The 23489-nt window shown below is 41.3% G+C and carries 16 protein-coding genes; 15 read left to right on the forward strand and 1 reads right to left on the reverse strand.

Annotated elements, in window-relative coordinates; translation table 11 throughout:
* Positions 1–867, forward strand: coding sequence for an SDR family NAD(P)-dependent oxidoreductase (locus FTU13_RS07525; RefSeq protein WP_180126623.1), 867 nt, complete (start codon positions 1–3; stop codon positions 865–867).
* Positions 864–2504 (forward strand): NAD(P)/FAD-dependent oxidoreductase, encoded by a 1641-nt coding sequence (locus FTU13_RS07530; protein WP_180126621.1) that lies wholly within the window; start codon positions 864–866, stop codon positions 2502–2504. The genes FTU13_RS07525 and FTU13_RS07530 overlap by 4 nt, the downstream gene beginning before the upstream one ends.
* A 334-nt stretch (positions 2505–2838) precedes the next feature.
* Here FTU13_RS07530 and gltA read toward each other — a convergent pair whose 3' ends face one another.
* A complete protein-coding gene (gene gltA / locus FTU13_RS07535; protein WP_078189909.1) occupies positions 2839–4116 on the reverse strand; it encodes a citrate synthase in 1278 nt (425 codons plus the stop codon).
* A 1027-nt stretch (positions 4117–5143) separates the two neighbouring features.
* Between gltA and sdhC the strand changes: the two genes are divergently transcribed.
* The 13 genes from sdhC (at position 5144) to pgaD (ending at position 23459) form a co-directional block, all read left to right on the forward strand.
* On the forward strand, positions 5144–5542 hold the full coding sequence (gene sdhC / locus FTU13_RS07540) for a succinate dehydrogenase, cytochrome b556 subunit (protein WP_078192993.1): 399 nt from the start codon (positions 5144–5146) through the stop codon (positions 5540–5542).
* Complete coding sequence (sdhD, locus tag FTU13_RS07545; protein ID WP_078189907.1) at positions 5542–5907, forward strand: succinate dehydrogenase, hydrophobic membrane anchor protein; 366 nt, start codon at positions 5542–5544, stop codon at positions 5905–5907. Before sdhC ends, sdhD begins: the two co-directional genes overlap by 1 nt.
* 12 nt (positions 5908–5919) lie before the next feature.
* Positions 5920–7818, forward strand: coding sequence for a succinate dehydrogenase flavoprotein subunit (gene sdhA, locus FTU13_RS07550; protein WP_078192991.1), 1899 nt, complete (start codon positions 5920–5922; stop codon positions 7816–7818).
* 14 nt (positions 7819–7832) lie between these two features.
* The gene (locus tag FTU13_RS07555; RefSeq protein ID WP_078189905.1) at positions 7833–8540 is read left to right on the forward strand and encodes a succinate dehydrogenase iron-sulfur subunit; all 708 of its coding nucleotides are present in this window, start codon (positions 7833–7835) and stop codon (positions 8538–8540) included.
* Between the two features lie 796 nt (positions 8541–9336).
* The gene (locus FTU13_RS07560) at positions 9337–12159 is read left to right on the forward strand and encodes a 2-oxoglutarate dehydrogenase E1 component (protein ID WP_078193297.1); all 2823 of its coding nucleotides are present in this window, start codon (positions 9337–9339) and stop codon (positions 12157–12159) included.
* A 16-nt stretch (positions 12160–12175) separates the two neighbouring features.
* On the forward strand, positions 12176–13393 hold the full coding sequence (gene odhB / locus FTU13_RS07565) for a 2-oxoglutarate dehydrogenase complex dihydrolipoyllysine-residue succinyltransferase (RefSeq protein WP_111884404.1): 1218 nt from the start codon (positions 12176–12178) through the stop codon (positions 13391–13393).
* A 60-nt stretch (positions 13394–13453) separates the two neighbouring features.
* Positions 13454–14884: a dihydrolipoyl dehydrogenase gene (gene lpdA / locus FTU13_RS07570; protein WP_078192989.1), complete on the forward strand. Its 1431-nt coding sequence runs from the start codon at positions 13454–13456 to the stop codon at positions 14882–14884.
* A gap of 180 nt (positions 14885–15064) precedes the next feature.
* Positions 15065–16231: an ADP-forming succinate--CoA ligase subunit beta gene (sucC, locus tag FTU13_RS07575; protein ID WP_180126619.1), complete on the forward strand. Its 1167-nt coding sequence runs from the start codon at positions 15065–15067 to the stop codon at positions 16229–16231.
* A gap of 13 nt (positions 16232–16244) precedes the next feature.
* Complete coding sequence (gene sucD / locus FTU13_RS07580; RefSeq protein WP_180102605.1) at positions 16245–17135, forward strand: succinate--CoA ligase subunit alpha; 891 nt, start codon at positions 16245–16247, stop codon at positions 17133–17135.
* Positions 17136–17367: 232 nt separating this feature from the next.
* Positions 17368–19824 (forward strand): poly-beta-1,6 N-acetyl-D-glucosamine export porin PgaA, encoded by a 2457-nt coding sequence (pgaA, locus tag FTU13_RS07585; RefSeq protein ID WP_180126618.1) that lies wholly within the window; start codon positions 17368–17370, stop codon positions 19822–19824.
* Positions 19824–21689, forward strand: coding sequence for a poly-beta-1,6-N-acetyl-D-glucosamine N-deacetylase PgaB (gene pgaB / locus FTU13_RS07590; protein ID WP_257226704.1), 1866 nt, complete (start codon positions 19824–19826; stop codon positions 21687–21689). Before pgaA ends, pgaB begins: the two co-directional genes overlap by 1 nt.
* Positions 21689–22960, forward strand: coding sequence for a poly-beta-1,6-N-acetyl-D-glucosamine synthase (gene pgaC, locus FTU13_RS07595; RefSeq protein ID WP_180126616.1), 1272 nt, complete (start codon positions 21689–21691; stop codon positions 22958–22960). Before pgaB ends, pgaC begins: the two co-directional genes overlap by 1 nt.
* Positions 22947–23459, forward strand: a complete 513-nt coding sequence (gene pgaD, locus FTU13_RS07600; RefSeq protein ID WP_180126614.1) for a poly-beta-1,6-N-acetyl-D-glucosamine biosynthesis protein PgaD — start codon at positions 22947–22949, stop codon at positions 23457–23459. Before pgaC ends, pgaD begins: the two co-directional genes overlap by 14 nt.
* The last annotated feature ends 30 nt before the right edge of the window (positions 23460–23489 follow it).

A 23489-nucleotide genomic window follows, 5' to 3' on the forward strand; every position in this document is an offset into this window, starting at 1 on the left:
ATGGGGCTATTTGGAAAAAAGAACAAGCCAAGTGAAAACGCCTATGCGGTGGTCACAGGTGCAGGCAGTGGTATTGGGCGAAGTTTCGCTTTGGAGTTGGCTCGTCGTGGCGGAACAGTGGTCTGTGCCGATATTCATTTAGAGGCAGCACAAGAAACAGTGGAGCAAATTCAATCCATGACCTCATCAAATGCTTATGCAGTGCAGTGTGATGTAGGTAAGGCTGAAGAAGTTAAAGCACTGTCAGAGCAAGCTGAGCAGTTGATGGGACATGCTGTGACTTTGGTGATCAACAATGCAGGCGTCGGGCTGGGTGGTAAATTTGATGAATTGAGTTTAGACGACTGGCAGTGGTGCATGCATGTCAATTTGTGGGGGGTGGTGCATGGCTGCCATTATTTTGTACCCAAGCTGAAACAAAATAAGCAAGGCGGCGCGATTATTAATGTTGCTTCTGCTGCGGCATATACTGCTGCACCAGAAATGACAGCATATAACGTGACGAAGTCGAGTGTGTTGGCATTGTCTGAAACTTTATCGGCAGAGCTCAGATCGGCAAATATCCGTGTGAATGTGCTATGCCCAACCTTAGTGCCAACAAATATTATGAAAAATGGTCGCTTGCCCAATCGATATTCAGGCTTAGCTGATCAACTGCTGATGAATCATGCATTTACGACGAGCCACGATGTCGTCAATTTGACATTGAATAATTTAGATGCAGGGAAGTTGTATATCATTCCGCAACCTGATGCCAAATTATTTTGGTGGTTAAAGCGTCTATCCCCGCAAACCTATACCCGCTTATTGGGGGTGGGTTATCCCTTATTTAACAACTATATTAAAAAGTCGGGAGCAAAAGCATGAACATGCCGACACAATTACATGACGAAGATGTAAAAGCATTAGATCAAGAGAAAACTCAAACTAAAAAGGCAACAACGCAAACTAATGTACGTCGTACTGTAACGTCTTCTGCCAAAGCAAAAAAAGCAGTACAAGACCAATCAGAGTCAGAGCCTAACCTAGAAAAACCAAGCGTAGAAAATCAAGTGCGTGTCTACGATACCATTGTGATTGGTGCGGGGATATCAGGTTTAGCTGCTGCTCATCAAATGAATGAACGGGGTTATACCGATTATGTGGTTTTAGAAAAAGCTAATCGCGTGGGAGGAACATGGCGCGACAACACCTATCCAGGTTGTGGATGTGATGTTCCTTCGGCGTTGTATTCTTTTTCATTTGCGCCGAGTCATAAATGGAGTCATTTATTTGCCAAGCAACCTGAGATTCTGAATTATTTAGAAGATGTTGCGGAGCAGCATGGGCTTTATCGCAACATTCAGTTCAACTGTGAATTGATTGCAGCGGAATGGAATGAGGAATTAAAGCAATGGCAATTGGAGACGAGCAAAGGTAAGTATGCGGCGAGAACGGTAATTTTTTCCACTGGGCCGATTACTGAACCTCAAATTCCAAAAATTAAAGGTATTGAAAGCTTTGAAGGTGAAATGTTCCATTCTGCGCGATGGAACCATGCCTATGACTTAAAAGATAAACGTATTGCGGTGATTGGTACGGGGGCATCTGCGATTCAGTTTATTCCTCAGATTCAACCTATTGCCAAAAATGTGGTGGTGTTTCAACGTACCGCACCATGGGTATTGCCAAAAGCAGATTTGCCACTGAATGACCGTGCGAAAGGCATCATTACCCGCTTTCCAACAGTACAAGAAACTTGGCGCAAAAGTGTGGCCGGTATATTAAATGGTATTAATTTAGGACTACGTAATCCTTCGCTTTTAGAGCCTGTGAATTATTTGGGTCGTCAGTTGTTAAAAACACAAATTCAAGATGCTGAATTACGTGAAAAAGTTACACCAAACTTTTCTATTGGTTGTAAGCGTCTTTTATTTGCCAATAACTATTATCCTGCTTTGCAGCAAGCCAATGTCGAACTTGTACCACATGGTTTAGTTGAAATAGAAGGTAATACTGTTATTGCTGCAAATGGTGAACGTCATGAAGTCGATGTCATTATTTGGGGTACGGGTTTTGAAGTTTCTCATCCGCCGATTGGACAACGTGTAAAAAATGCCAAAGGGGAGTTATTGTCAGAACTTTGGAAAAACAGTTCTCCTGAAGCATTTTTGGGTACCAGTATCGCGCAAGTACCTAATGCCTTCTTGGTGCTTGGGCCAAATATTTTGGTTTATGACTCATTTATTGGGATTGCAGAAGCACAGGTTGGATATATCGTTGATGCTTTGGTAAAAATGAAACAAGAGAAGATACAACGGCTTGAAATTAAGCCAAATGTATTGGCCTATCACAATGCAAAAGTACAGACGCATTTACAGACTACGGTCTTTAATAGTGGCGGTTGTAAGAGTTATTACTTAGATGCCAATGGGCGCAATTTCGCAGCTTGGCCGTGGTCACTGAAACAGTTAAAGCTGCGTCTTAAACATATGGACTTGGCAGACTATGAGACGGTTGCTTAGAAAATATTGTTTATTAAAAAGTTGCCTAACTCAATAAGCAAAAATAAAGCATCATCAATATTTAAACCTTTTGTTTACAGCTTAATTTCTACGTGGAATTAGGCTTTTTTTATGACGCTATCTGATGAAACAGTGTGAGACTTTCTAGAAAATGGCGATTTAAAATACACTCAGCAATAAACAGCATACTTTATAGTTTGTGATGCATCGTTTTATCTAATGATTGAGTTGGAAAATCAGTCAGATGGGTCTTTTTTAAAGTGCAAAATAAATCTAGCTGCATAAAAAAACCGCCCCAAAGGGACGGTTTTTAGATTCGCACAATTCTTTCGAATTAACGACCTTGGATATCGCGTTGAGTTTCGCCAGTGTAAAGCTGACGAGGACGACCGATTTTGTAAGGTGCGCTGTGCATTTCTAACCAGTGGCTAATCCAACCAACAGTACGTGCAAGAGCGAAGATTACGGTAAACATTTCTGTTGGGATACCAATCGCTTTAAGGATGATACCTGAGTAGAAGTCTACGTTAGGGTATAGGTTACGTTTGATGAAGTATTCGTCAGAAAGCGCAATACGTTCAAGTTCCATAGCCAAAGCAAGTTGTGGATCGTTGATACCAAGTGCAGTTAACACTTCGTCACAAGTCTCTTTCATTACTTTCGCACGTGGATCGAAGTTTTTGTAAACTCGGTGACCGAAGCCCATAAGTTTAACTTCTTTAGTTTTCACTTTTTCCATGAACGGAGCAACGTTTTCTACAGTGCCGATTTCGTCAAGCATCTTAAGAACAGCTTCGTTCGCGCCGCCGTGAGCAGGTCCCCATAGAGCCGCGATACCCGCAGCGATACATGCGTATGGGTTAGCGCCAGTAGAACCAGCAAGACGTACTGTAGAAGTAGACGCGTTTTGTTCGTGGTCAGCATGAAGCGTGAAGATACGGTCCATTGCTTTAGCAAGAATAGGGTCAACTTTGTAATCACGGTCTGCAGGAGTAGCAAACATCATGTACAAGAAGTTTTCTGCGTAGCTTAAGTCGTTACGTGGGTAAACGAATGGTTGGCCTACTGTGTATTTGTAAGTCCAAGCAGCTAAAGTAGGAACTTTAGCGATTAAGCGAATAGCAGTGATTTCGCGGTGGTCAATGTTTTCAACATCGAAACCGTTGTGATAGAACGCAGAAAGCGCACCAACAACACCACACATGATCGCCATAGGGTGAGCGTCACGACGGAAACCATTGAAGAAACGGCCAACTTGATCGTGAACCATAGTGTGGTTACGAACTTTAGCATCGAATTCTTGTTTTTGTTCAGCAGTAGGAAGCTCGCCGTTCAAAAGAAGGTAGCAAGTTTCTAAGTAGTCTGCTTTAGTAGCAAGCTGGTCGATTGGGTAGCCACGGTGTAGAAGAACACCTTTACCGCCGTCAATGAAAGTGATTTTAGATTCACAAGCAGCCGTTGAGACAAAACCAGGATCAAAAGTAAAGTGACCTGCGGCCAATACATCTTTAACGTCAATTACATCTGGGCCTAGAGTGCCACTGTAAATTGGTAAGTCAATTTCTTTGCCATCAAGCTGTAAAACGGCTTTTTTGCCAGTTGCTTCAGACATTCAATAGATCTCCTGTCCTGGTGAATGTTTTATCTGACTCAGTACTAATCTTTTAATGCGAGAATCAGACAGATCAAAAATTTGCTCTAAGATTAGAGGGAACTGAAATTTTGTCAATTATACTTATGGATATAAATTGAGGATCATTCCTTGAAATGAAGCACAATTCATCCGCTTAAAAAATGAGTAAAATCACAGTGCCGACGCAGTATAATAAGTCAAATTGCAGGGGAGGTGCAGATTAAAAAAAGCCTATTGCCTTAATTGTAAGCAATTTTTAATTCTTAAAAACTCTGAAACAAATATGAATTACAAGACCGCTATTTCATTAAATTATTATAATTTTCGTAACTTACACACATCTGTGGCTCTAAATTGCTTTTTTCTTATTCATAATTAAAACGACTTAATCGTACTTAAAAAAAAGTTCGTTTGGTTAAAAAATAGTTAATTAAACGCCTTTAAAAGATCAATAAATGAACATTTTTGTCATTGGAAAGGTAAAAAATGGAGTTTTATTAAACAGATTTGCTGTTGCTGAGATTTTTATGCACAGACTAAGTACTTATTTCGTTTCATGATCTTTCAGTTTTATCATTTGAGAAAATGATGCACATTTATTTTTATAATTATGGCTTGGCGAATGTGCTGGAAGATTTTAAAATGTAATGGGAAAAGAAAGATTTAGATTTGTTCATCTTTAGTCTAAAAGTTTAAATCGCCATATACACACAAAAACAATAAGTGAGATTTACATTTAACTGATTAAAACCAACAACATAGTATGATTTTCTTAGATAAATAAGGTATTTGTTTTTAGAAAAGTTATTGTTAATGATTCTTATTTAAGGATATTTTGCAAAATTCCTAATTGTCTTCGTTTGTGTTTTGAAAGTTCACGTTTTATAATTCCCTGTCGTTTATAAGATCAGACAGCTGCAGAGTTTATTATATTGTAATGTCTGACTATGCTAGCTTTCCTACGAATTAATTCCAACAAACTCCGGATGGAGTTTTTACTTACAGGATGCCCGCTGTGAAAAGCAACAGACCTGTCAATTTGTCCATGGGTCAAGTTTTAGACGTAAACTTAAAATCCCCTGTGGCTATTGCATCAATTTTACACCGTCTATCAGGTGTTATCGTATTTTTACTCGTACCGGTCCTTCTTTGGATTTTAGACAAATCTTTATCTTCACCTGAAGGTTTTGCGCAAGTTCAAGCTGTGTTTGATAGCTTTATTGTGCGTTTTGTCGTATGGGTATTTGTAGCCGGCTTAATTTATCACCTTATTGGTGGTATCAAGCATCTATTTGCAGATCTTGGCGTTGCTGAAGAACTTCAAAGTGGTCGTATCGCAGCTACTATTTCATTGATCTTGTCTGCAATCGGTATTGTTGCAGCATTTGTATGGATTGTTCTCTAATGAAAAGTGCTACAGGTTTAACAGGATCAGGTTCGCGCGATTGGTTTATCCAACGTGTAAGTGCCGTTGTATTGGCTGTTTATACTATTGTTGTGCTGGGTTGGATCCTTTGCAATAGCGGATTCACTTTTGAGCAATGGTATGGCTTTATGATGACAACACCAATGAAGATTTTATCTTTATTGTCTGTCTTATCTCTTGTTGCGCATGCTTGGATTGGTATGTGGCAAGTATTCACTGACTATGTGACTACTCGTCAAATGGGTCCTTCAGCAAACGGTCTGCGTTTAGTGCTGACTTCTGCAGTAATTGTTGCAGTATTTGCATACGCGATCTGGGCGATCCAGATTTTTTGGGCAAATTGATAGGAAAATATCATGGGCGCTATAACCCCTAAAGAAGATTACACAAATATTCCACACCTAACTTTCGATGCAGTCATCGTTGGTGGTGGTGGTTCAGGTATGCGTGCTTCTTACCAACTTGCTCAAGCTGGTTTGAAAGTTGCTGTACTGACTAAAGTATTCCCAACTCGTTCACACACTGTTGCAGCGCAGGGTGGTATTGGTGCATCTCTTGGTAACATGCAAGAAGATAACTGGCACTACCACTTCTACGATACAGTTAAAGGTTCTGACTGGTTAGGTGACCAAGACGCAATTGAGTTTATGACTCGTGAAGCGCCTCAAGTTGTATATGAGCTTGAACACCTAGGTATGCCATTTGACCGTAACGCTGACGGCACAATTTACCAACGTCCGTTTGGTGGTCATGCTGCGAACTATGGTGAAAAACCAGTTCCACGTGCATGTGCTGCTGCCGACCGTACAGGTCACGCTCTTCTTCATACGCTTTATCAAAGCAACGTGAAAATGGGTACTCAATTCTTCGTTGAATGGATCGCACTTGATTTGATCCGTAATGAAGAGGGTGATGTGCTTGGTGTGACAGCAATTGACCAAGAAACAGGTAAAATTGCAGTATTCCAAGGTAAAGCAACATTGTTCGCTACTGGTGGTGCTGGTCGTGTTTACCGTGCATCTACTAATGCTTATATTAATACTGGTGACGGTCTTGGTATGGCAGCTCGTGCAGGTATTCCATTACAAGATATGGAATTCTGGCAATTCCACCCAACAGGTGTTGCGGGCGCAGGCGTATTGTTGACAGAAGGTTGTCGTGGTGAAGGTGCGATCCTTCGTAACGATGCTGGTGAGCCTTTCATGGAGCGTTATGCTCCGACACTGAAAGACTTGGCGCCTCGTGACTTTGTATCACGTTCTATGGACCAAGAAATTAAAGAAGGTCGTGGCTGTGGTCCTAAGAAAGACTACATCTTGCTTGATATGACGCATCTTGGTGCTGAAACAATCATGAAACGTCTTCCATCTGTATTTGAGATTGGTAAGAAATTCGCGAACGTTGACATCACTAAAGAGCCAATTCCTGTAGTACCTACAATCCATTACCAAATGGGTGGTATTCCTACAAATATTCATGGTCAAGTGGTTGTTCCTGTATCTCGTGAAACTGAAGCTTTGGTTGCGAACTACAATAAAGAAACTGGTGTGTACTCACACAATGCGGGTGACCGTGATTTCACTAAACCAGTGAAAGGTTTCTATGCAATTGGTGAATGTTCATGTGTATCTGTACACGGTGCTAACCGTCTAGGTACAAACTCATTGCTTGACTTGGTTGTATTTGGTAAAGCTGCTGGTGAACATATTGTTGACTATGTAACTAAACACCACGGTGATGAATATGCACCGCTTCCTACAACTGTTCTTGAAAAAACTTTGAATCGTGTTCGTCATCTTGATGAATCAACTTCTGGTGAAAATGCTCAAGAAGTTGCAGATGCAATCCGTGACATCGTTCAAGATCACGCTGGTGTATTCCGTACATCTGCACTTCTTGAAGAGGGTGTGAAACAGATTCTTGCGCTCGAACCACGTGTACGTAACATTCACTTGAAAGACAAATCTAAAGTATTTAACACAGCGCGTGTTGAAGCTCTAGAAGTTGAAAACCTGTATGAAGTTGCGAAAGCGACACTGATTTCTGCGGCTGCACGTAAAGAATGTCGTGGTGCGCATACAGTGGTAGATTTTGAATTACCACCTGATCATGCTGACTACCCATACGGTCGTCGTGATGATGAGTGGATGAAACACACTTTATGGTTCTCTGTAGATAACCGTCTTGAGTACAAACCAGTACGTTACAAGCCTTTATCTGTAGATGCTATTCCGCCTAAACCACGTACATTCTAATTGGGAGAAGTAAGATGAGTAGAGGTACTCGTACATTTAATATCTACCGCTACGATCCTGATAAGGATGCAGCTCCGTACATGCAAACTTTTAAACTAGAGTTGACTGATAAGCATCGTATGTTGCTTGATGCACTTCTAGCATTAAAAGTTCAAGACGAATCATTAACATTCCGTCGTTCATGTCGTGAAGGTATTTGTGGTTCTGATGGTGTAAACATTAATGGTAAAAATGGTTTGGCGTGTCTTTGGAACCTAAACGACTTACCTGAAGTGATCACAATTCGTCCACTTCCAGGTCTTCCAGTAATTAAAGATTTGGTTGTAGATATGAATCAGTTCTACGATCAGTACAATAAAATCCATCCGTTCCTAATCAACAATCAGCCTGCGCCTCCAAAAGAGCGTTTGCAGTCTCCTGAAGAGCGTGAACATTTAGATGGTTTGTACGAATGTATTCTTTGTGCATGTTGTTCAACTTCATGTCCATCATTCTGGTGGAACCCAGACAAGTTCTTGGGTCCTTCAGCATTGTTGAACGCATATCGCTTCATCATTGACTCTCGTGATACAGCAACTCAAGAGCGTTTGGCTCGTCTTGACGACCCATTCTCATTGTTCCGTTGTAAAGGTATCATGAACTGTGTATCTGTATGTCCTAAGGGTCTTAACCCAACTAAAGCAATCGGTCACATCCGTAATATGCTTTTAGATCTTGGTTAATAGATTTAGCAGTAAAAAGAAGCGCACCATTGGGTGCGCTTTTTTTTGTCATATATAAAAATGATGATAGTGAAAGTTATTCGCTGTCATTGCAGAGTGCTATAAATGGATTTCATAGAAACGTAGTGAATTAAAAGTATAAAGTGATAGATAAATGGTTATTTATTGATGAAACGCTCGTTCAAGTCTGTCAAAAGGATTAGAAGATGTTATTATGTAACGTAGTAAAAAGAGAGAGGATAGGAATGTCAGCTCTCTTTTGTTTTTGTATATGAGATGAGGTAAAAATCGAACGTAGACTTTTGTCTTAATTGAAAGATCATTTTATATGTAGCACCATATCATAGATGAAAATACAAACAGTGTATTTCGCTAATTTATGAGAGGTATGTGTCAAAAAAATCAATTGAAAATGCTCGAACGTGTTAGCATTTAGAGTATCACTATATGTAAAAAATGACTTTGAATTAGGTACATTTTTTCTACAATTTAAGCGCTGTAGAAGGTATATAAATGTTAATAAAGTCGTTTTAGAAAAGATAATTGCGAAAAATTTATTTTTTCTAAGATGATTTGCAAAAATTGCTCGATTTAGGTCGGGTATTTCTCAATGAGTAATGATGCCGCTGAGGGCGTTATTGTTCATTAATCACATTGGGTAATCCTAATGTAGTGATAACGCCTCAAGGCTTAAGCCTAATGGGGACTAATGTCATATTACCAATTTGACATTACTAATCATGGGTTCGCTTAAAAAGCATCCTGAAATGTTTTGCAATAGGAAATGGGTCCACAAATGCAAGAAGTTGCTGACGCACTGCGTCTTGACACTGAACTTAGCGCTGACAGTGCAGCGTATATTGAAGAACTTTATGAGCAGTATCTAACGGCTCCAGACTCAGTAGAGGCTGATTGGCGTGAATACTTCGATAAATTCCCGAAAGGTGATCAACCACACAGCAATGTACGTGAGCAATTCCTATTATTAGGCCGTAATTCAAGCCGTGTTCAGCCTGTAGTGCAAAGTGCAGTAAGTTCTGAGCATGAACGCCGTCAAATCGGTGTATTACAGTTGATCGCTGCATACCGTAACCGTGGTCATCAAAACGCAAAATTAGATCCACTTGGTCTTGCAAAACGTGAAATCGTGCCTGATCTAGATCTTGCTGCGCACGGTCTAACTCAGTCTGACTTAGATACTGTGTTTAATACAGGTAACCTTGCAATCGGTAAGTCTGAAGCAACACTTGGTGAAATGGTTCAAGCAATGGAAGCAACTTATACCGCTTCGATTGGTGTTGAATACATGCACATTGTTGATACAAAAGAAAAACGTTGGATTCAACAACGCCTTGAAGGTACTCGTGGTCAATTTGGCTACACTGCAGACCAGAAAAAACATATCCTTGAACGTCTAACTGCAGCTGAAGGCCTAGAAAAATATCTTGGTAACAAATTCGTTGGTGCGAAACGTTTCGGTGTTGAGGGTGGTGAATCTTTCATTCCTATGGTGAATGAACTTATTCAACGCGCAGGTTCAGTAGGCTGTAAAGAAGTGGTTATCGGTATGCCTCACCGTGGCCGTTTAAACCTTCTTGTAAACATCATGGGTAAAAACCCGGCTGATCTATTTGGTGAGTTCGAAGGTAAATCACTTCATAAAAAAGGCTCTGGTGACGTTAAATACCACCAAGGTTTCTCTTCAAACGTAATGACTCCGGGTGGCGAAGTTCACTTGGCATTAGCGTTTAACCCATCACACTTAGAAATCGTTGGACCTGTAGTTGAAGGTTCTGTACGCGCACGTCAAGTACGTCGTAAAGATATCGGTGGTGATGATGTATTACCAATCATCGTTCACGGTGATGCTGCATTTGCAGGTCAAGGTGTAAACCAAGAAACTTTCCAAATGTCACAAACTCGCGGTTATACCGTGGGTGGTACAGTTCATATCGTCGTGAACAACCAAGTTGGTTTCACAACGTCTGACCCACGTGATGCGCGTTCTACAGAATACTGTACTGACATCGCGAAAATGATCCAAGCACCGATCTTCCATGTGAACGGTGATGATCCTGAATCTGTATTATTTGTTTCTCAATTGGCACACGATTTCCGTCATACATTCCGTAAAGACGTTGTAATCGATATGTTCTGCTACCGTCGTCGTGGTCATAACGAAGCCGACGAGCCAGCTGCAACTCAGCCAATGATGTATCAAATCATCAATAAAAAAGCGACTACACGTACGCTTTATGCTGACAAGCTTGTACAAGAAGGTGTTATTGATCGCGCTTCTGCTGATGCAATGGTTGAACAGTATCGTTCTGACCTTGAAGCAGGTAAACACGTTGCAAATGCGTTGGTACTTGAGCCAAATACAAAAATGTTTGTGGACTGGAAACCTTACCTAGGCCACGAATACACAGACAAATGGGATACCACTTTCCCAATCGAACGTCTAAAAGAGCTTGGTGCGAAAATGCGCGAGCTTCCAGAAGGCTTCGTGATGCAACGTCAGGTTGCAAAAGTGATTGATGACCGTCTGAAAATGCAGACTGGTGAAATGCCATTGAACTGGGGTGCTGCTGAAACATTAGCTTACGCGTCTCTTCTAGATGAAGGTTTCCTTGTTCGTTTAACAGGTGAAGACGTTGGTCGTGGTACATTCTCACACCGTCATGCAAAACTTCATAACCAAGTAGATGGTTCAACTTACATTCCATTATGTAACTTGAAAGAAAACCAACCACGTACAGCTATTTATGACTCATTATTGTCAGAAATGGCGGTTCTTGCATTCGAATACGGTTATGCAACGACTCTTCCAAAGAGCCTTGTCATTTGGGAAGCGCAATTTGGTGACTTCGCAAACTGTGCACAGGTTGTAATCGATCAGTTCATCGCGTCTGGCGAAACTAAGTGGGAACGTGTATGCGGTCTGACTATGCTTCTTCCACATGGCTTTGAGGGTCAAGGTCCTGAGCATTCATCAGCTCGTTTAGAGCGTTTCTTACAGCTATGTGCTGAAGAAAACATGCAAGTGATCACACCGACTACACCAGCGCAGATTTACCATGCGATGCGTCGTCAAGCACTTCGTCCAATCCGTAAACCAATGATCGTGACTTCACCGAAGTCTCTTCTTCGTCACAAACTTGCAACCTCTACATTAGAAGAACTTGCAAATGGTTCATTCCAAACTGTGATCGATGAAATCGACAATATCAACAAGTCAGACGTAACTCGTCTAGTGCTTTGTGGTGGTAAGGTTTACTACGACTTACTTGAAAAACGTCGTGAAAAAGAATTGAACAACACAGCAATCGTTCGTATTGAACAATTGTATCCGTATCCAGAAGCACGTCTTGCTGAAGTTCTGGCACAATATCCAAACGTTAAAGAATTGGTTTGGGCTCAAGAAGAACCGAAGAACCAAGGTGCATGGTTATTCATCGCTCCGCGTCTTTATGACGACGTGATGAAAGCGGGCAAACAAGTTCGTATTAGTTATGCAGGTCGTGAAGCTTCTGCTGCACCGGCTTGTGGTTCACCATATTTGCACGCAAAACAACAAGCTCAGCTCGTAAATGATGCTTTAGCTATCGTAGCTGAATAACAGGAGATTCTTAATAATGGCAACCGAAATTAAAGCACCGGTATTCCCAGAGTCAGTTGCTGACGGTACAGTTGCAACTTGGCACAAACAACCAGGTGAAGCAGTATCACGTGACGAAGTGATTTGTGATATTGAAACAGATAAAGTTGTTTTAGAAGTTGTAGCTCCTGCTGACGGTACGATTTCTGCAATCGTTAAAAACGAAGGCGATACAGTTCTTTCTGCTGAGGTGATTGCGACTTTTGAAGAAGGTGCTGCTTCTGGCGCTGCTCAAACTCAAGCTGTTCAATCAGAAGAGAAAGTAGAACAAGCTGCTGCGCAAACTCAAGCGGGCGCTGCTCCTGTTGTTGAACGTGCTCAACCTGTTGCTGATCAAGCTCCTGCAGTGCGTAAAGCATTGACTGAGTCTGGCATTGCTGCTGCTGACGTTGCTGGCACTGGTCGTGGCGGTCGCATCACTAAAGAAGATGTTGCAAACCATCAAGCTAAACCAGCTGCTCCTGCTGCTGCGCCATTAAGCGTTGCTGTTGGTGAACGTATCGAAAAACGTGTTCCTATGACTCGTCTTCGTAAGCGTGTTGCTGAACGTCTACTTGCTGCAACTCAAGAAACTGCAATGTTGACTACGTTCAACGAAGTAAACATGAAACCAATCATGGAAATGCGTGCGCAATACAAAGATGCTTTTGAAAAGCGTCATGGTGCACGTCTTGGCTTCATGTCATTCTTTGTTAAAGCAGCAACTGAAGCACTTAAACGCTACCCAGCTGTAAACGCATCGATTGATGGCAATGACATCGTTTACCACGGTTTCTACGACATCGGTGTTGCTGTATCAAGTGACCGTGGTCTCGTAGTTCCAGTTCTTCGTGATACTGACCGCATGAACTATGCTGAAGTTGAAAACGGTATCCGTGCATACGCTGGTAAAGCGCGTGATGGTAAATTGGGTATCGAAGATATGACTGGCGGTACATTCACTATTACTAATGGTGGTACTTTCGGTTCTTTGCTTTCTACACCTATCTTAAATACGCCACAAACTGCGATTTTGGGTATGCATAAAATCCAAGAACGTCCTATGGCTGTAAATGGTCAAGTTGAAATCTTGCCAATGATGTACTTAGCGCTTTCTTATGACCACCGTCTAATCGATGGTAAAGAAGCAGTAGGCTTCCTTGTAACAATCAAAGAATTGTTAGAAGAACCAGCTAAGCTAATCCTTGATCTTTAATACTTCAGAATAATGCAATGGGCTTAGAGCGATCCTCTAAGCCCATTTTTGGAGATACACATGTCTCAATTTGATTTAGTTGTTATTGGTGGCGGTCCTGGTGGTTATGAAGCTGCTATCCGCGCTGCTCAATTAGGCTTTAAAGTAGCTTGTATTGAAAAACGTATTCATAAAGGTAAACCATCTTTAGGTGGTACTTGCTTAAACGTGGGTTGTATCCCATCTAAAGCATTACTTGATTCATCTCACCGCTATGAAGATACTGTTCATCACTTAGATGACCACGGTATTACGACTGGTGAAGTGAAATTTGATCTTGCAAAACTGCTTGATCGTAAAGACAAAATTGTTAACCAATTGACGATGGGTATTGATGGCCTACTTAAAGGCAATGGTATCGAATGGTTAAAAGGTACAGGTAAATTACTTGCAGGTAAGAAAGTTGAGTTTGTATCTCACGAAGGTGAAACTCAAATTTTAGAACCTAAATATGTAATCCTTGCATCGGGTTCTGTGCCAGTCAATATTCCAGTTGCTCCTGTAGACCAAGACATTATTGTTGACTCTACTGGTGCGCTTGAGTTCCCAGAAGTGCCTAAACGTCTTGGCGTAATCGGCGCGGGTGTCATTGGTCTTGAACTTGGTTCAGTATGGCGTCGTCTAGGTGCTGAAGTTGTTGTATTTGAAGCAATGGATGCATTCTTGCCAATGGCTGATAAGGCTTTGGCAAAAGACTACCAAAAAGTATTGACTAAACAAGGTCTTGATATCCGTGTTGGCGCTAAAGTTGCTGGTACAGAAGTGAATGGCCGTGAAGTTACTGTTAAGTACACTCAAGGTGGCGAAGACAAAACTCAAACTTTCGATAAATTGATCGTTTGTGTGGGCCGTAAAGCATATGCAGAAGGTTTATTGGCTGAAGATTCAGGCATTAAACTCACTGAGCGCGGTCTAGTTGAAGTAAACGATTGGTGTGCAACTTCAGTTGAAGGTGTATACGCAATTGGTGACTTGGTACGTGGTCCAATGCTTGCACATAAAGCAATGGAAGAAGGTGTAATGGCTGTTGAGCGTATCCACGGTCATGCAGCTCAAGTGAACTATGACACTATCATCTCTGTAATTTACACACACCCAGAAGCGGCGTGGGTTGGTTTAACAGAAGAGCAAGCGAAAGAAAAAGGCCACGAAGTTAAAACAGGTCAATTTGGTTTCGCTGCAAATGGTCGTGCAATGGCTGCTGGTGAAAACGCAGGCTTTGTTAAGTTTGTTGCTGATGCGAAGACAGATCGTCTACTCGGTATGCACGTGATTGGACCTGCAGCGTCTGATATCGTACACCAAGGTATGATCGCACTTGAGTTCGTATCAAGTGTTGAAGACCTACAGTTAATGACTTTCGGTCACCCGACATTCTCTGAAGTCGTTCACGAAGCTGCACTTGCAGTCGATGGACGTGCAATTCACGCGATTCAGCGTAAACGTAAATAAGATGTAAAAAGAGCGGCTTAGGCCGCTCTTTTTTGTTTCAGATGGTTGTTTTAATTTGAATAATCATCTAAAAATAAAGATAAGAAATATTTTAAGATTTAAAAAGGTTAAAGCTGCTTTGACGGATGTCTGGGCTTTAATGGGTCATAACAAAGCGAAGAAAGAGTAAAAGGTTGTTCAATGAATCTACACGAATATCAAGCTAAAGCGTTATTAAAAAAATATGGTATGCCAGTCCAAGAAGGCGTATTTGTAACTACCGCAGAAGAAGCAGTCAAAGCTTTTGAGCAACTGGGTGGTAAGTTTGCGGTACTCAAAGCCCAAGTGCATGCAGGTGGTCGTGGTAAAGCAGGCGGCGTTAAAGTCGTAAAATCTGCACAAGAAGCCACTGATTATGTGAACCAAATGGTCGGCTCACGCTTAGTCACTTATCAAACAGATGCATTAGGTCAACCCGTCAGCGGTATTTTGGTATCCGAAGATGTTTATCCTGTAGAGCGTGAATTGTACCTAGGTGCTGTAGTTGACCGTTCTAGCCGTCGTGTGACCTTTATGGCATCGACTGAAGGCGGTGTTGAAATTGAGAAAGTTGCAGAAGAAACGCCTGAAAAAATTATTAAAGTTGAAGTTGATCCTCTGGTTGGATTGTTACCATTCCAAGCACGTGAAGTGGCGTTTGCTTTAAACCTAAAAGATGGTCAAGTGAATCAATTTGTCAAAATCATGTCTGCGGCTTATCAAGCATTTATTGAAAATGATTTTGCTTTATTTGAAATTAACCCGTTATCCGTACGTGAAAATGGCGAGATTTTATGTGTGGATGCAAAAATTGGTATCGACTCAAATGCTTTATATCGCTTACCAGAAATCGCAGCACTACGCGATAAAACGCAAGAAAATGAGCGTGAGCTGAAAGCATCAGAATTTGATCTGAACTATGTTGCCTTAGAAGGCAATATTGGCTGTATGGTCAATGGTGCTGGCCTAGCGATGGCAACCATGGACATTATTAAACTCTATGGTGGTCAACCTGCAAACTTCCTAGATGTCGGCGGCGGCGCGACCAAAGAACGCGTAATTGAAGCCTTTAAAATCATTTTGGCGGATAGTTCTGTGCAGGGTGTATTAATTAATATTTTTGGCGGAATTGTACGTTGTGACATGATTGCTGAAGCAATTATTGCAGCGGTTCAAGAAGTAAATGTGGCTGTACCTGTGGTTGTTCGTTTAGAAGGGAACAATGCAGAGTTGGGTGCAAAATTACTTGATGAATCAGGTTTGAAATTGATTTCTGCAAATGGCTTGGCTGATGCTGCAGAAAAAATTGTTGCTGCGGTAAAAGGCTAAGGGAGTAGAGATCATGAGCGTATTAGTTAATAAAGACACCAAAGTATTGGTACAAGGTTTTACCGGTAAAAACGGCACATTCCATTCTGAACAGTCAATTGCTTACGGCACAAAAGTGGTCGGTGGGGTGACTCCGGGTAAAGGCGGCACACAACATTTGAATCTACCCGTATTTAATACCATGAAAGAAGCGGTGCGTGAAACGGGTGCAACGGCAACCTCGATTTATGTACCTGCACCATTTGTCCTAGATTCAATTATTGAATCTATAGATGCAGGTGTAGAGCTGATCGTTGTGATTACGGAAGGTGTGCCGACACTTGATATGCTAAAAGCGAAACGTTACCTAGAAACCTATGGTAACAATGCACGTCTAATTGGTCCGAACTGTCCAGGGATTATTACTCCGGGTGAATGTAAGATCGGTATTATGCCGGGGCATATTCATCAGCCGGGTAAAATCGGCATTATCTCGCGTTCAGGGACTCTGACCTATGAAGCTGTAGCGCAAACCACGAAGCTGGGTCTAGGTCAGTCGACGTGTATCGGTATTGGGGGAGATCCAATTCCGGGAATGAACCAAATTGATTGCTTAAAGCTGTTCCAAGACGACCCGCAAACTGAAGCGATCATCATGATTGGTGAGATTGGTGGTACAGCAGAAGAAGAAGCGGCTGAATATATCCAGTCGAATGTAACTAAGCCTGTTGTCGGTTATATCGCGGGTGTGACTGCACCAAAAGGTAAACGTATGGGACATGCAGGCGCAATCATTTCGGGTGGTAAAGGCACAGCAGAAGAGAAATTCGCTGCCTTTGAAAAAGCCGGTATGGCCTATACCCGTAGTCCTGCTGAATTAGGCTCGACTATGTACGAAGTTTTAAAGTCTAAAGGTCTTGCTTAAGTACGGTAAGTTTCTGTTAATAAAAACCCCTCAAATGAGGGGTTTTTTTATTTTTATTTAATAATAGTGGTTGAATAGTAAAGAAAATCTATAAAATTAGCATATTCTCATTCATTATTAACACTTTAGTATGAATAATTAACCAAATTTAATCGGTCAAAATATGATATAATGTGAAATACATCACATTAATTTAATTTGATGAATAATTACTCTTCTAACGTGAATAATCATGATTTATAAATCTTATTTATCTCGTCTATGTTTCTTGTCGATTTTTTCGAGCCTTCCTACGGTTGTATTTGCAGTTGATAATATTGATCAGCAAAGAGAACAAAGTGTTGCGGATATCAGTGTCGGTAAATTGGATCAGGGATTTAACCAATTACAAGTTTTATTAGCGCAACATCCTGAAAATCAGAAGCTCATTGCAGATTACACGCTCCTGCGTTATGCAAATGCAACCTTTAGCTCTAGAGATGTGACTTACTTGGCGCAGATTAATCCAGATACGTTTCCAGATTATGGCAAAGTCAGTGTCATCAAAGCTTTACGTGATCTTAAACAATATGATCAAGCCTTACAGTGGGCACAAAAATTTTATCAGCAGGATCAATCGGAACAGTGGTTGATTTGGCAGGGTGTGTTGCTGGCAGAATCAGGTCAAAAAGATCAAGCAAAACAAAAACTGGCAAATCTCAACTTACAGTCGCTTGGTGCAGATTATCTTTCGCAATTGGCCTATGCCTATCGGTTATTGGATATGCCTGCTGAATCTCTCAATGCAGCGAAATATGCGCTAGAAAAACAGCCAAATACTGATACCCAAGAACAGTATATATTGGCTCTATTGCAAAATAGCGATTTTGCCACTGCGCAAAGCTATATTCAGGCCAATGGACTCAATAGTTCTAAGCCAGTGTTGCAACATTTGCTTAAGATGAATGAGTTCTCACAGCGTATCCAACAAGGCATTCAAGCCTCAAAAAATGCGTTTGATATGAAGCGTGGGGCAACGGCATTTGAACCACTAGATCGTGTTCTGGTTGAAATGAGTGCTTATGAAGAGTCACTTCCTGCAGATGAAGCCAGTAAACGTAAATTTTATTATGAATATATCTATGCCTTAAATGCACGTAATGCTTCAAAGCAGGCGCTGGCACAAGTAGAAAAAACCGGTCAAACAGCTAAAGAAATGCCTGCTTATGTACGACATGCTTTGGCAGACAGTTATTTAAAATTACGTCAACCTGAAAAAGCTGAGCCTTTATATCAGAGTTTATTTGCTGAAAAAAATTATGCTGACTATAACGTCTATGCTGGTTTGTATTATAGCTTGATCGAACAAGAAAAATTTAAACAAGCCAATCAGTTAATCGACACTATGGACAAACAGTTGCCGACCTTTGTTTATAGTAATGCGAAAGGGGTGGATAAGGCGCCACACGATGATCGTACTGAATTTATTGCGTTGAAGGGATTGAACTATGCTTATCGCAATGAACATGAAAAAGCTGAACGTTACTTTAATGACTTAACCGCAAAGGCTCCCGGCAATATCGGGTATCAAAATAATTTGGCATTAATTCAACGTTGGCGTGAAAAACCAGAGCAATCCCAGCACACTTTGGCACAGCAGAATAGCTTGGAGCCCATTTCACAGGGAACGCAAATTAACCGCATGCAGAATTTCCAAGCCTTGAGTCAAATTCAAGCTTGGCGTGAACTCAATCAATATATGGTCAGCCATGTCGGTGATGATACGGGCGTAAAACAAAGTAAAAAAGAATTGGATGATCGGAATCGTGCGTCAATTCAACATCAAAGTACCTTTGCGAAAAGTGAGTCTGATGATCCTCGTGTACAAAATCGCCTGAAAGGTTCACGTGAACAGGAAAACTGGACGCGTATCAATAGCCCATGGTTTTACGATAATTATCGACTCTTTGCAGACCATAGCAATCGTTGGTCGAAGTATGAGTCTGGCAAATTAAAAGACCAAAGGATTGGCATGGGTTTAGAGTGGGCTTCGGATCGTAAAGCTGCATCTGCATTATTCTCTCAAAGCACCGATGGCGACCGTTTTGGTGTGCAATTTGATTGGTCACATTGGCTGAATGATCATTGGAGCTATGCACTAGGTTATGACAGCCAAGCGGATATTCCATTGCAATCTTTGGCACAGGATCATGAAGGGCAGGCTTATCGTTTTGCACTGAACTGGCAACAAAATGAATCACGTAAGGCAGGCGCAAGTTATCAATTGACCGATATTGATGATGGAAATCTACGCCAAGAACTCTCTGGATACTTTAAACAACAATTCCAACAATCCCCGCATCATATTTCTGCGGCAACACTGCGTGGTTATTACGGAAAAAATGATTCGGTTGATGTGCCTTATTTTAATCCTGAACATAGCTATAGCGCTGAAGTGACATTGGAACATGATTGGATGACATGGCGTGATTATGAACGTCATTTTAACCAGCACTTTGCAGCAACTATCGGTACATTCGGACAAAAAGGCTACTCAAGTCGTCCGATTTATAATTTGTATTATCAACATGATTGGCAGCTCTCACGCACGTGGAAATTGAACTACGGCATAGGTTGGGGTTCACATCCGTATGACGGAAAAGATGAAGATCGTAGCTATGCAGTTGTTGGATTTGAGGGGCGCTTCTAATGAAAAATACATTAATACACTGCATGTTGAAGCAAAGCTTAGTTCTAGCTGTGACTTTGCCCATCAGTACGACATATCTTTTTGCTGACAATAATGTGCCAAAAACTGCAAATTTGGCGATGCCTGAACTTGAAGAAAGTACCGCACATAACCAATTTGTAACGCTGACCTTTCATGATGTTCGAGATGATGTTGCCAAACGTGGTGATCGAGATGTATATGCGATTAGTACGCAAAATCTTGGGCAATATTTTGCGTGGATTAAACGAGAAGGTTGGCAACCCATTCGTTTAGAAGATGTCATGCAGGCTCGCTTACAAAAGAAAAAGCTACCTGAAAAGGCGCTGTTATTAACCTTTGATGATGGTGCGCTAAGTAGTTATAGCAAAGTATTTCCATTGTTAAAGCAATATCAATTTCCTGCAGTTTTTGCTATTCCAACAAGTTGGATTAATGGCAATACCAAAGATGCTTATGAAGCTTATGGTGTGGGTAATTTGATGAATTGGGATCAAATGCGGGAAATGCAAAAGTCGGGATATGCCGAATTTGTATCGCATTCGGATGATCTGCATCATGGTATTTTGGCAAACCCACAAAAAAATATGGAACCTGCTGCGATTACACGTCAGTATTTTCCAGCTCAAAATCGTTATGAAACCGATGCTGAGTTTGAGCAGCGTATTGTGCAAGATTTGAAGAAATCTAAACAAGAACTCGATCGTCAACTGGGTATTCATAGTATGGCAATCTTCTGGCCATACGGTGCAGTTACACCGGAAATTGAGGGATATGCACGTCAAGCAGGACTGCCCATGTCCTTTAGCTTAGGTAATGTGGTCAGTCAGGCAGATTCAGTGCATACCTATCAGCGTGCCTTGATTATGGATAACCCAACACCAGAGTTTATCCACCAAAATATGGAAGACTTTATCGTTGAAGCTCGTGCGCCTTATAAACAACGTAAAACATTCCTGAATTTTAATTTGACTGAATTACAAGCGCCAACGGATGAGCAATCAGATCAGAAATTAGGGAGATTATTAGATCAGGTCAATGCGTTAAAAACTAATACATTGCTTTTAAATGCCGCAGTTGATCATGATGGTGACGGTAAAATTGATGCCTTATTTTTCCCAAATTCAAAACTGCCGATGCAGCAAGATTTACTGAATCGTACCGTATGGCAAGCTCGTACACGAATTGGTAATCGAGTCTATGCACAGCTTCCAATCAGTTTGGAGCTACAGCAGGGGATTAATCTAGCAGACCTAACGGCAGATCTATTGAAAAACAATAGTTCGCTTGAAGGTTTAATTATTAACACCGGTAACAGCTTGGACTGTGCAATTCATTCAGCACAGTGGTCAACCGCATGTACCGAGCAAGTGCAAAAAATTATTGCAATTAAAGAGCGTAGTAAGGCGCAAGCGCATTTTTATTCCAATATTAGTAATGATAACCAAACTGCACTTAAAGTGAATTTAACTGGACATCAATTTTCTGGATTAAAACCGTTGGTGACTCGTGCACAAACAGCATCGGACTTTCTGTATTTAAGTATTAACCCGGGTCAGCATCCGCAAAGTTTTAAAGCTTTTATGTCCGCATTGAAGACTTTGAATACAGAGCAAAAGCAACGTTTGATTGTCAGTTTGGATATCAATCCAAATATGAGCGAGAAAGATTGGACACAGTATCAGCAAAACTATCAGGCTTTACGCGCAGCATCGGTTCAAAAAATCGGACTGAATAATTATCAGCTTCAGGATGGCGAACGCGTTCAACATCACCTATATCAAAGCATCAGCTTGAATGGCAGTCCACTGACTTACCGTGATCCGTATATACAAGGAGGTCAGTAATGCAAGAATGGGAACTGAGTTTTAACGATCTGTTTTTTGCCTTTGCTTTCCTATATCCCTTGTTTATGGCGTGGATTTGGATTGCTGGAGGCGTGTGGTTCTACTTAAAGCGTGAATGGAAACAACCTGAACTTCCCGTGCCAACTGAGCAAGGCTGTAGCATCATTGTGCCTTGCTTTAATGAAGAAGCACAGGTACGAGACACGATTCGATATGCGATGCAGAGCCAATATCCAAATTTTGAAGTGATAGCGGTGAATGATGGCAGCAAAGATCGAACCGCTGAAATTCTAGATCAATTGGTACTCGAATATCCTAAATTGCGTGTGGTGCATTTGGCTGAGAATCAGGGTAAAGCGTATGCATTACGTGCAGGCGCGATGGTCAGCCAATTTGAATACTTGATCTGTATAGATGGTGACGCATTGCTGCATCCGCATTCGGCACTTTGGATGATGCATCATCTGACCAGTTTTCCACGCGTGGGCGCTGTAACCGGTAATCCACGTATTGTGAACCGTTCAAGCATCTTGGGTAAAATTCAGGTCGGTGAATTTTCTTCGATTATTGGCTTAATCAAGCGCTCTCAAAGAACTTATGGTCGTATTTTTACAGTATCAGGTGCAATTGCAGGTTTCAGAAAAAAGGCACTAGACCGCATTGGTTATTGGCGTGATGACATGATAACAGAAGATATTGATGTGTCATGGCGTTTGCAGTTTGATCATTGGGATTTGCACTATGTACCGCAAGCCCTTTGCTATATCTATATGCCAGAAACATTTAATGGACTTTGGAAACAACGTTTACGTTGGGCTCAAGGCGGCATCGAAGTACTATTTGCCTATTTACCTAAAATATTTAAATGGCGTTTACGTCGGATGTGGCCGATTGCATTCGAATCTATCATTAGCGTGATCTGGGCATATGTCATGTTCAGTATTTTTGTCTTGTATTTTTATGGTCTATTTTTTTCATTACCGGGTGAGTGGGCGATTCAATCACTTTTACCTCAATGGTATGGAGTGATTTTAGGCGTGACCTGTTTATTCCAGTTCCTCGTGAGTTTATGGATCGATCGCGCTTACGACAAAAAACGCTTACTGCGAAATTATTTTTGGGTGATTTGGTATCCCTTATTTTTCTGGATCTTAGCCATGCTGACCACGGTCGTTGCTTTGCCAAAGACTATTTTTAAAACCCAAAAGCGTGCGCGTTGGGTCAGTCCAGACCGTGGATTTAGAGGGGAGGAAAACAATGAACCAAGTTAATTTACAAAATCAGAAGCCGGTTGCAGATTCAGATTTTAAAATTATTCAAGATGAATCATTGCTTGAATTACCTGAATATATTGATAAACCTGAATACGTCAAACGTAAGTCAGCAGGCTATGGTCTGATGGCAGTCGGTTGGATGCTTTGGATGTGGTTATTTTTACCGCTATTAACCCTAGTGTTTTGGTGGTTTGAAGGCACGGTGGTGTATTCACAGGTTATGGATCAGTCCCAACCGATGACCAGTCTAACGATCATGAAATTGATTTTCTCAATCGGAATCTTTATTTGCTGTCTATTTGTTTGGGCAAGTTATAACTGGATGCGTTTTCATGGGGAAGATCGTAGAAAGGCGCCAGAGAATGCTCAAGATGAAGATTTGGCGAAAAGCTTTCACGTAAAAGCCAGTGATATAGCCACGATGCGAGAATCAAAAAATATCACTTTGCACTATACGGATGATGGTCAATTAGAACACTATAAAATCAACAGCTAATCAGGCGTTCTTTATTAGATCTAAGATTCT

The sequence above is a fragment of the Acinetobacter sp. YH12064 genome (assembly GCF_013419735.1).
Classification (GTDB): domain Bacteria; phylum Pseudomonadota; class Gammaproteobacteria; order Pseudomonadales; family Moraxellaceae; genus Acinetobacter; species Acinetobacter amyesii.

What these genes read in the sequence shown, in the direction of transcription:
- sucD (WP_180102605.1), top strand. Translation starts at nt 16,245, where the DNA reads ATGAGCGTATTAGTTAATAAAGACACCAAAGTATTGGTACAAGGTTTT.
- FTU13_RS07525 (WP_180126623.1), top strand. Translation starts at nt 1, where the DNA reads ATGGGGCTATTTGGAAAAAAGAACAAGCCAAGTGAAAACGCCTATGCG.
- FTU13_RS07560 (WP_078193297.1), top strand. Translation starts at nt 9,337, where the DNA reads ATGCAAGAAGTTGCTGACGCACTGCGTCTTGACACTGAACTTAGCGCT.
- pgaB (WP_257226704.1), top strand. Translation starts at nt 19,824, where the DNA reads ATGAAAAATACATTAATACACTGCATGTTGAAGCAAAGCTTAGTTCTA.
- pgaC (WP_180126616.1), top strand. Translation starts at nt 21,689, where the DNA reads ATGCAAGAATGGGAACTGAGTTTTAACGATCTGTTTTTTGCCTTTGCT.
- sdhA (WP_078192991.1), top strand. Translation starts at nt 5,920, where the DNA reads ATGGGCGCTATAACCCCTAAAGAAGATTACACAAATATTCCACACCTA.
- FTU13_RS07530 (WP_180126621.1), top strand. Translation starts at nt 864, where the DNA reads ATGAACATGCCGACACAATTACATGACGAAGATGTAAAAGCATTAGAT.
- FTU13_RS07555 (WP_078189905.1), top strand. Translation starts at nt 7,833, where the DNA reads ATGAGTAGAGGTACTCGTACATTTAATATCTACCGCTACGATCCTGAT.
- sucC (WP_180126619.1), top strand. Translation starts at nt 15,065, where the DNA reads ATGAATCTACACGAATATCAAGCTAAAGCGTTATTAAAAAAATATGGT.
- pgaD (WP_180126614.1), top strand. Translation starts at nt 22,947, where the DNA reads ATGAACCAAGTTAATTTACAAAATCAGAAGCCGGTTGCAGATTCAGAT.
- pgaA (WP_180126618.1), top strand. Translation starts at nt 17,368, where the DNA reads ATGATTTATAAATCTTATTTATCTCGTCTATGTTTCTTGTCGATTTTT.
- gltA (WP_078189909.1), bottom strand. Translation starts at nt 4,116, where the DNA reads ATGTCTGAAGCAACTGGCAAAAAAGCCGTTTTACAGCTTGATGGCAAA.
- odhB (WP_111884404.1), top strand. Translation starts at nt 12,176, where the DNA reads ATGGCAACCGAAATTAAAGCACCGGTATTCCCAGAGTCAGTTGCTGAC.
- sdhC (WP_078192993.1), top strand. Translation starts at nt 5,144, where the DNA reads ATGCCCGCTGTGAAAAGCAACAGACCTGTCAATTTGTCCATGGGTCAA.
- lpdA (WP_078192989.1), top strand. Translation starts at nt 13,454, where the DNA reads ATGTCTCAATTTGATTTAGTTGTTATTGGTGGCGGTCCTGGTGGTTAT.
- sdhD (WP_078189907.1), top strand. Translation starts at nt 5,542, where the DNA reads ATGAAAAGTGCTACAGGTTTAACAGGATCAGGTTCGCGCGATTGGTTT.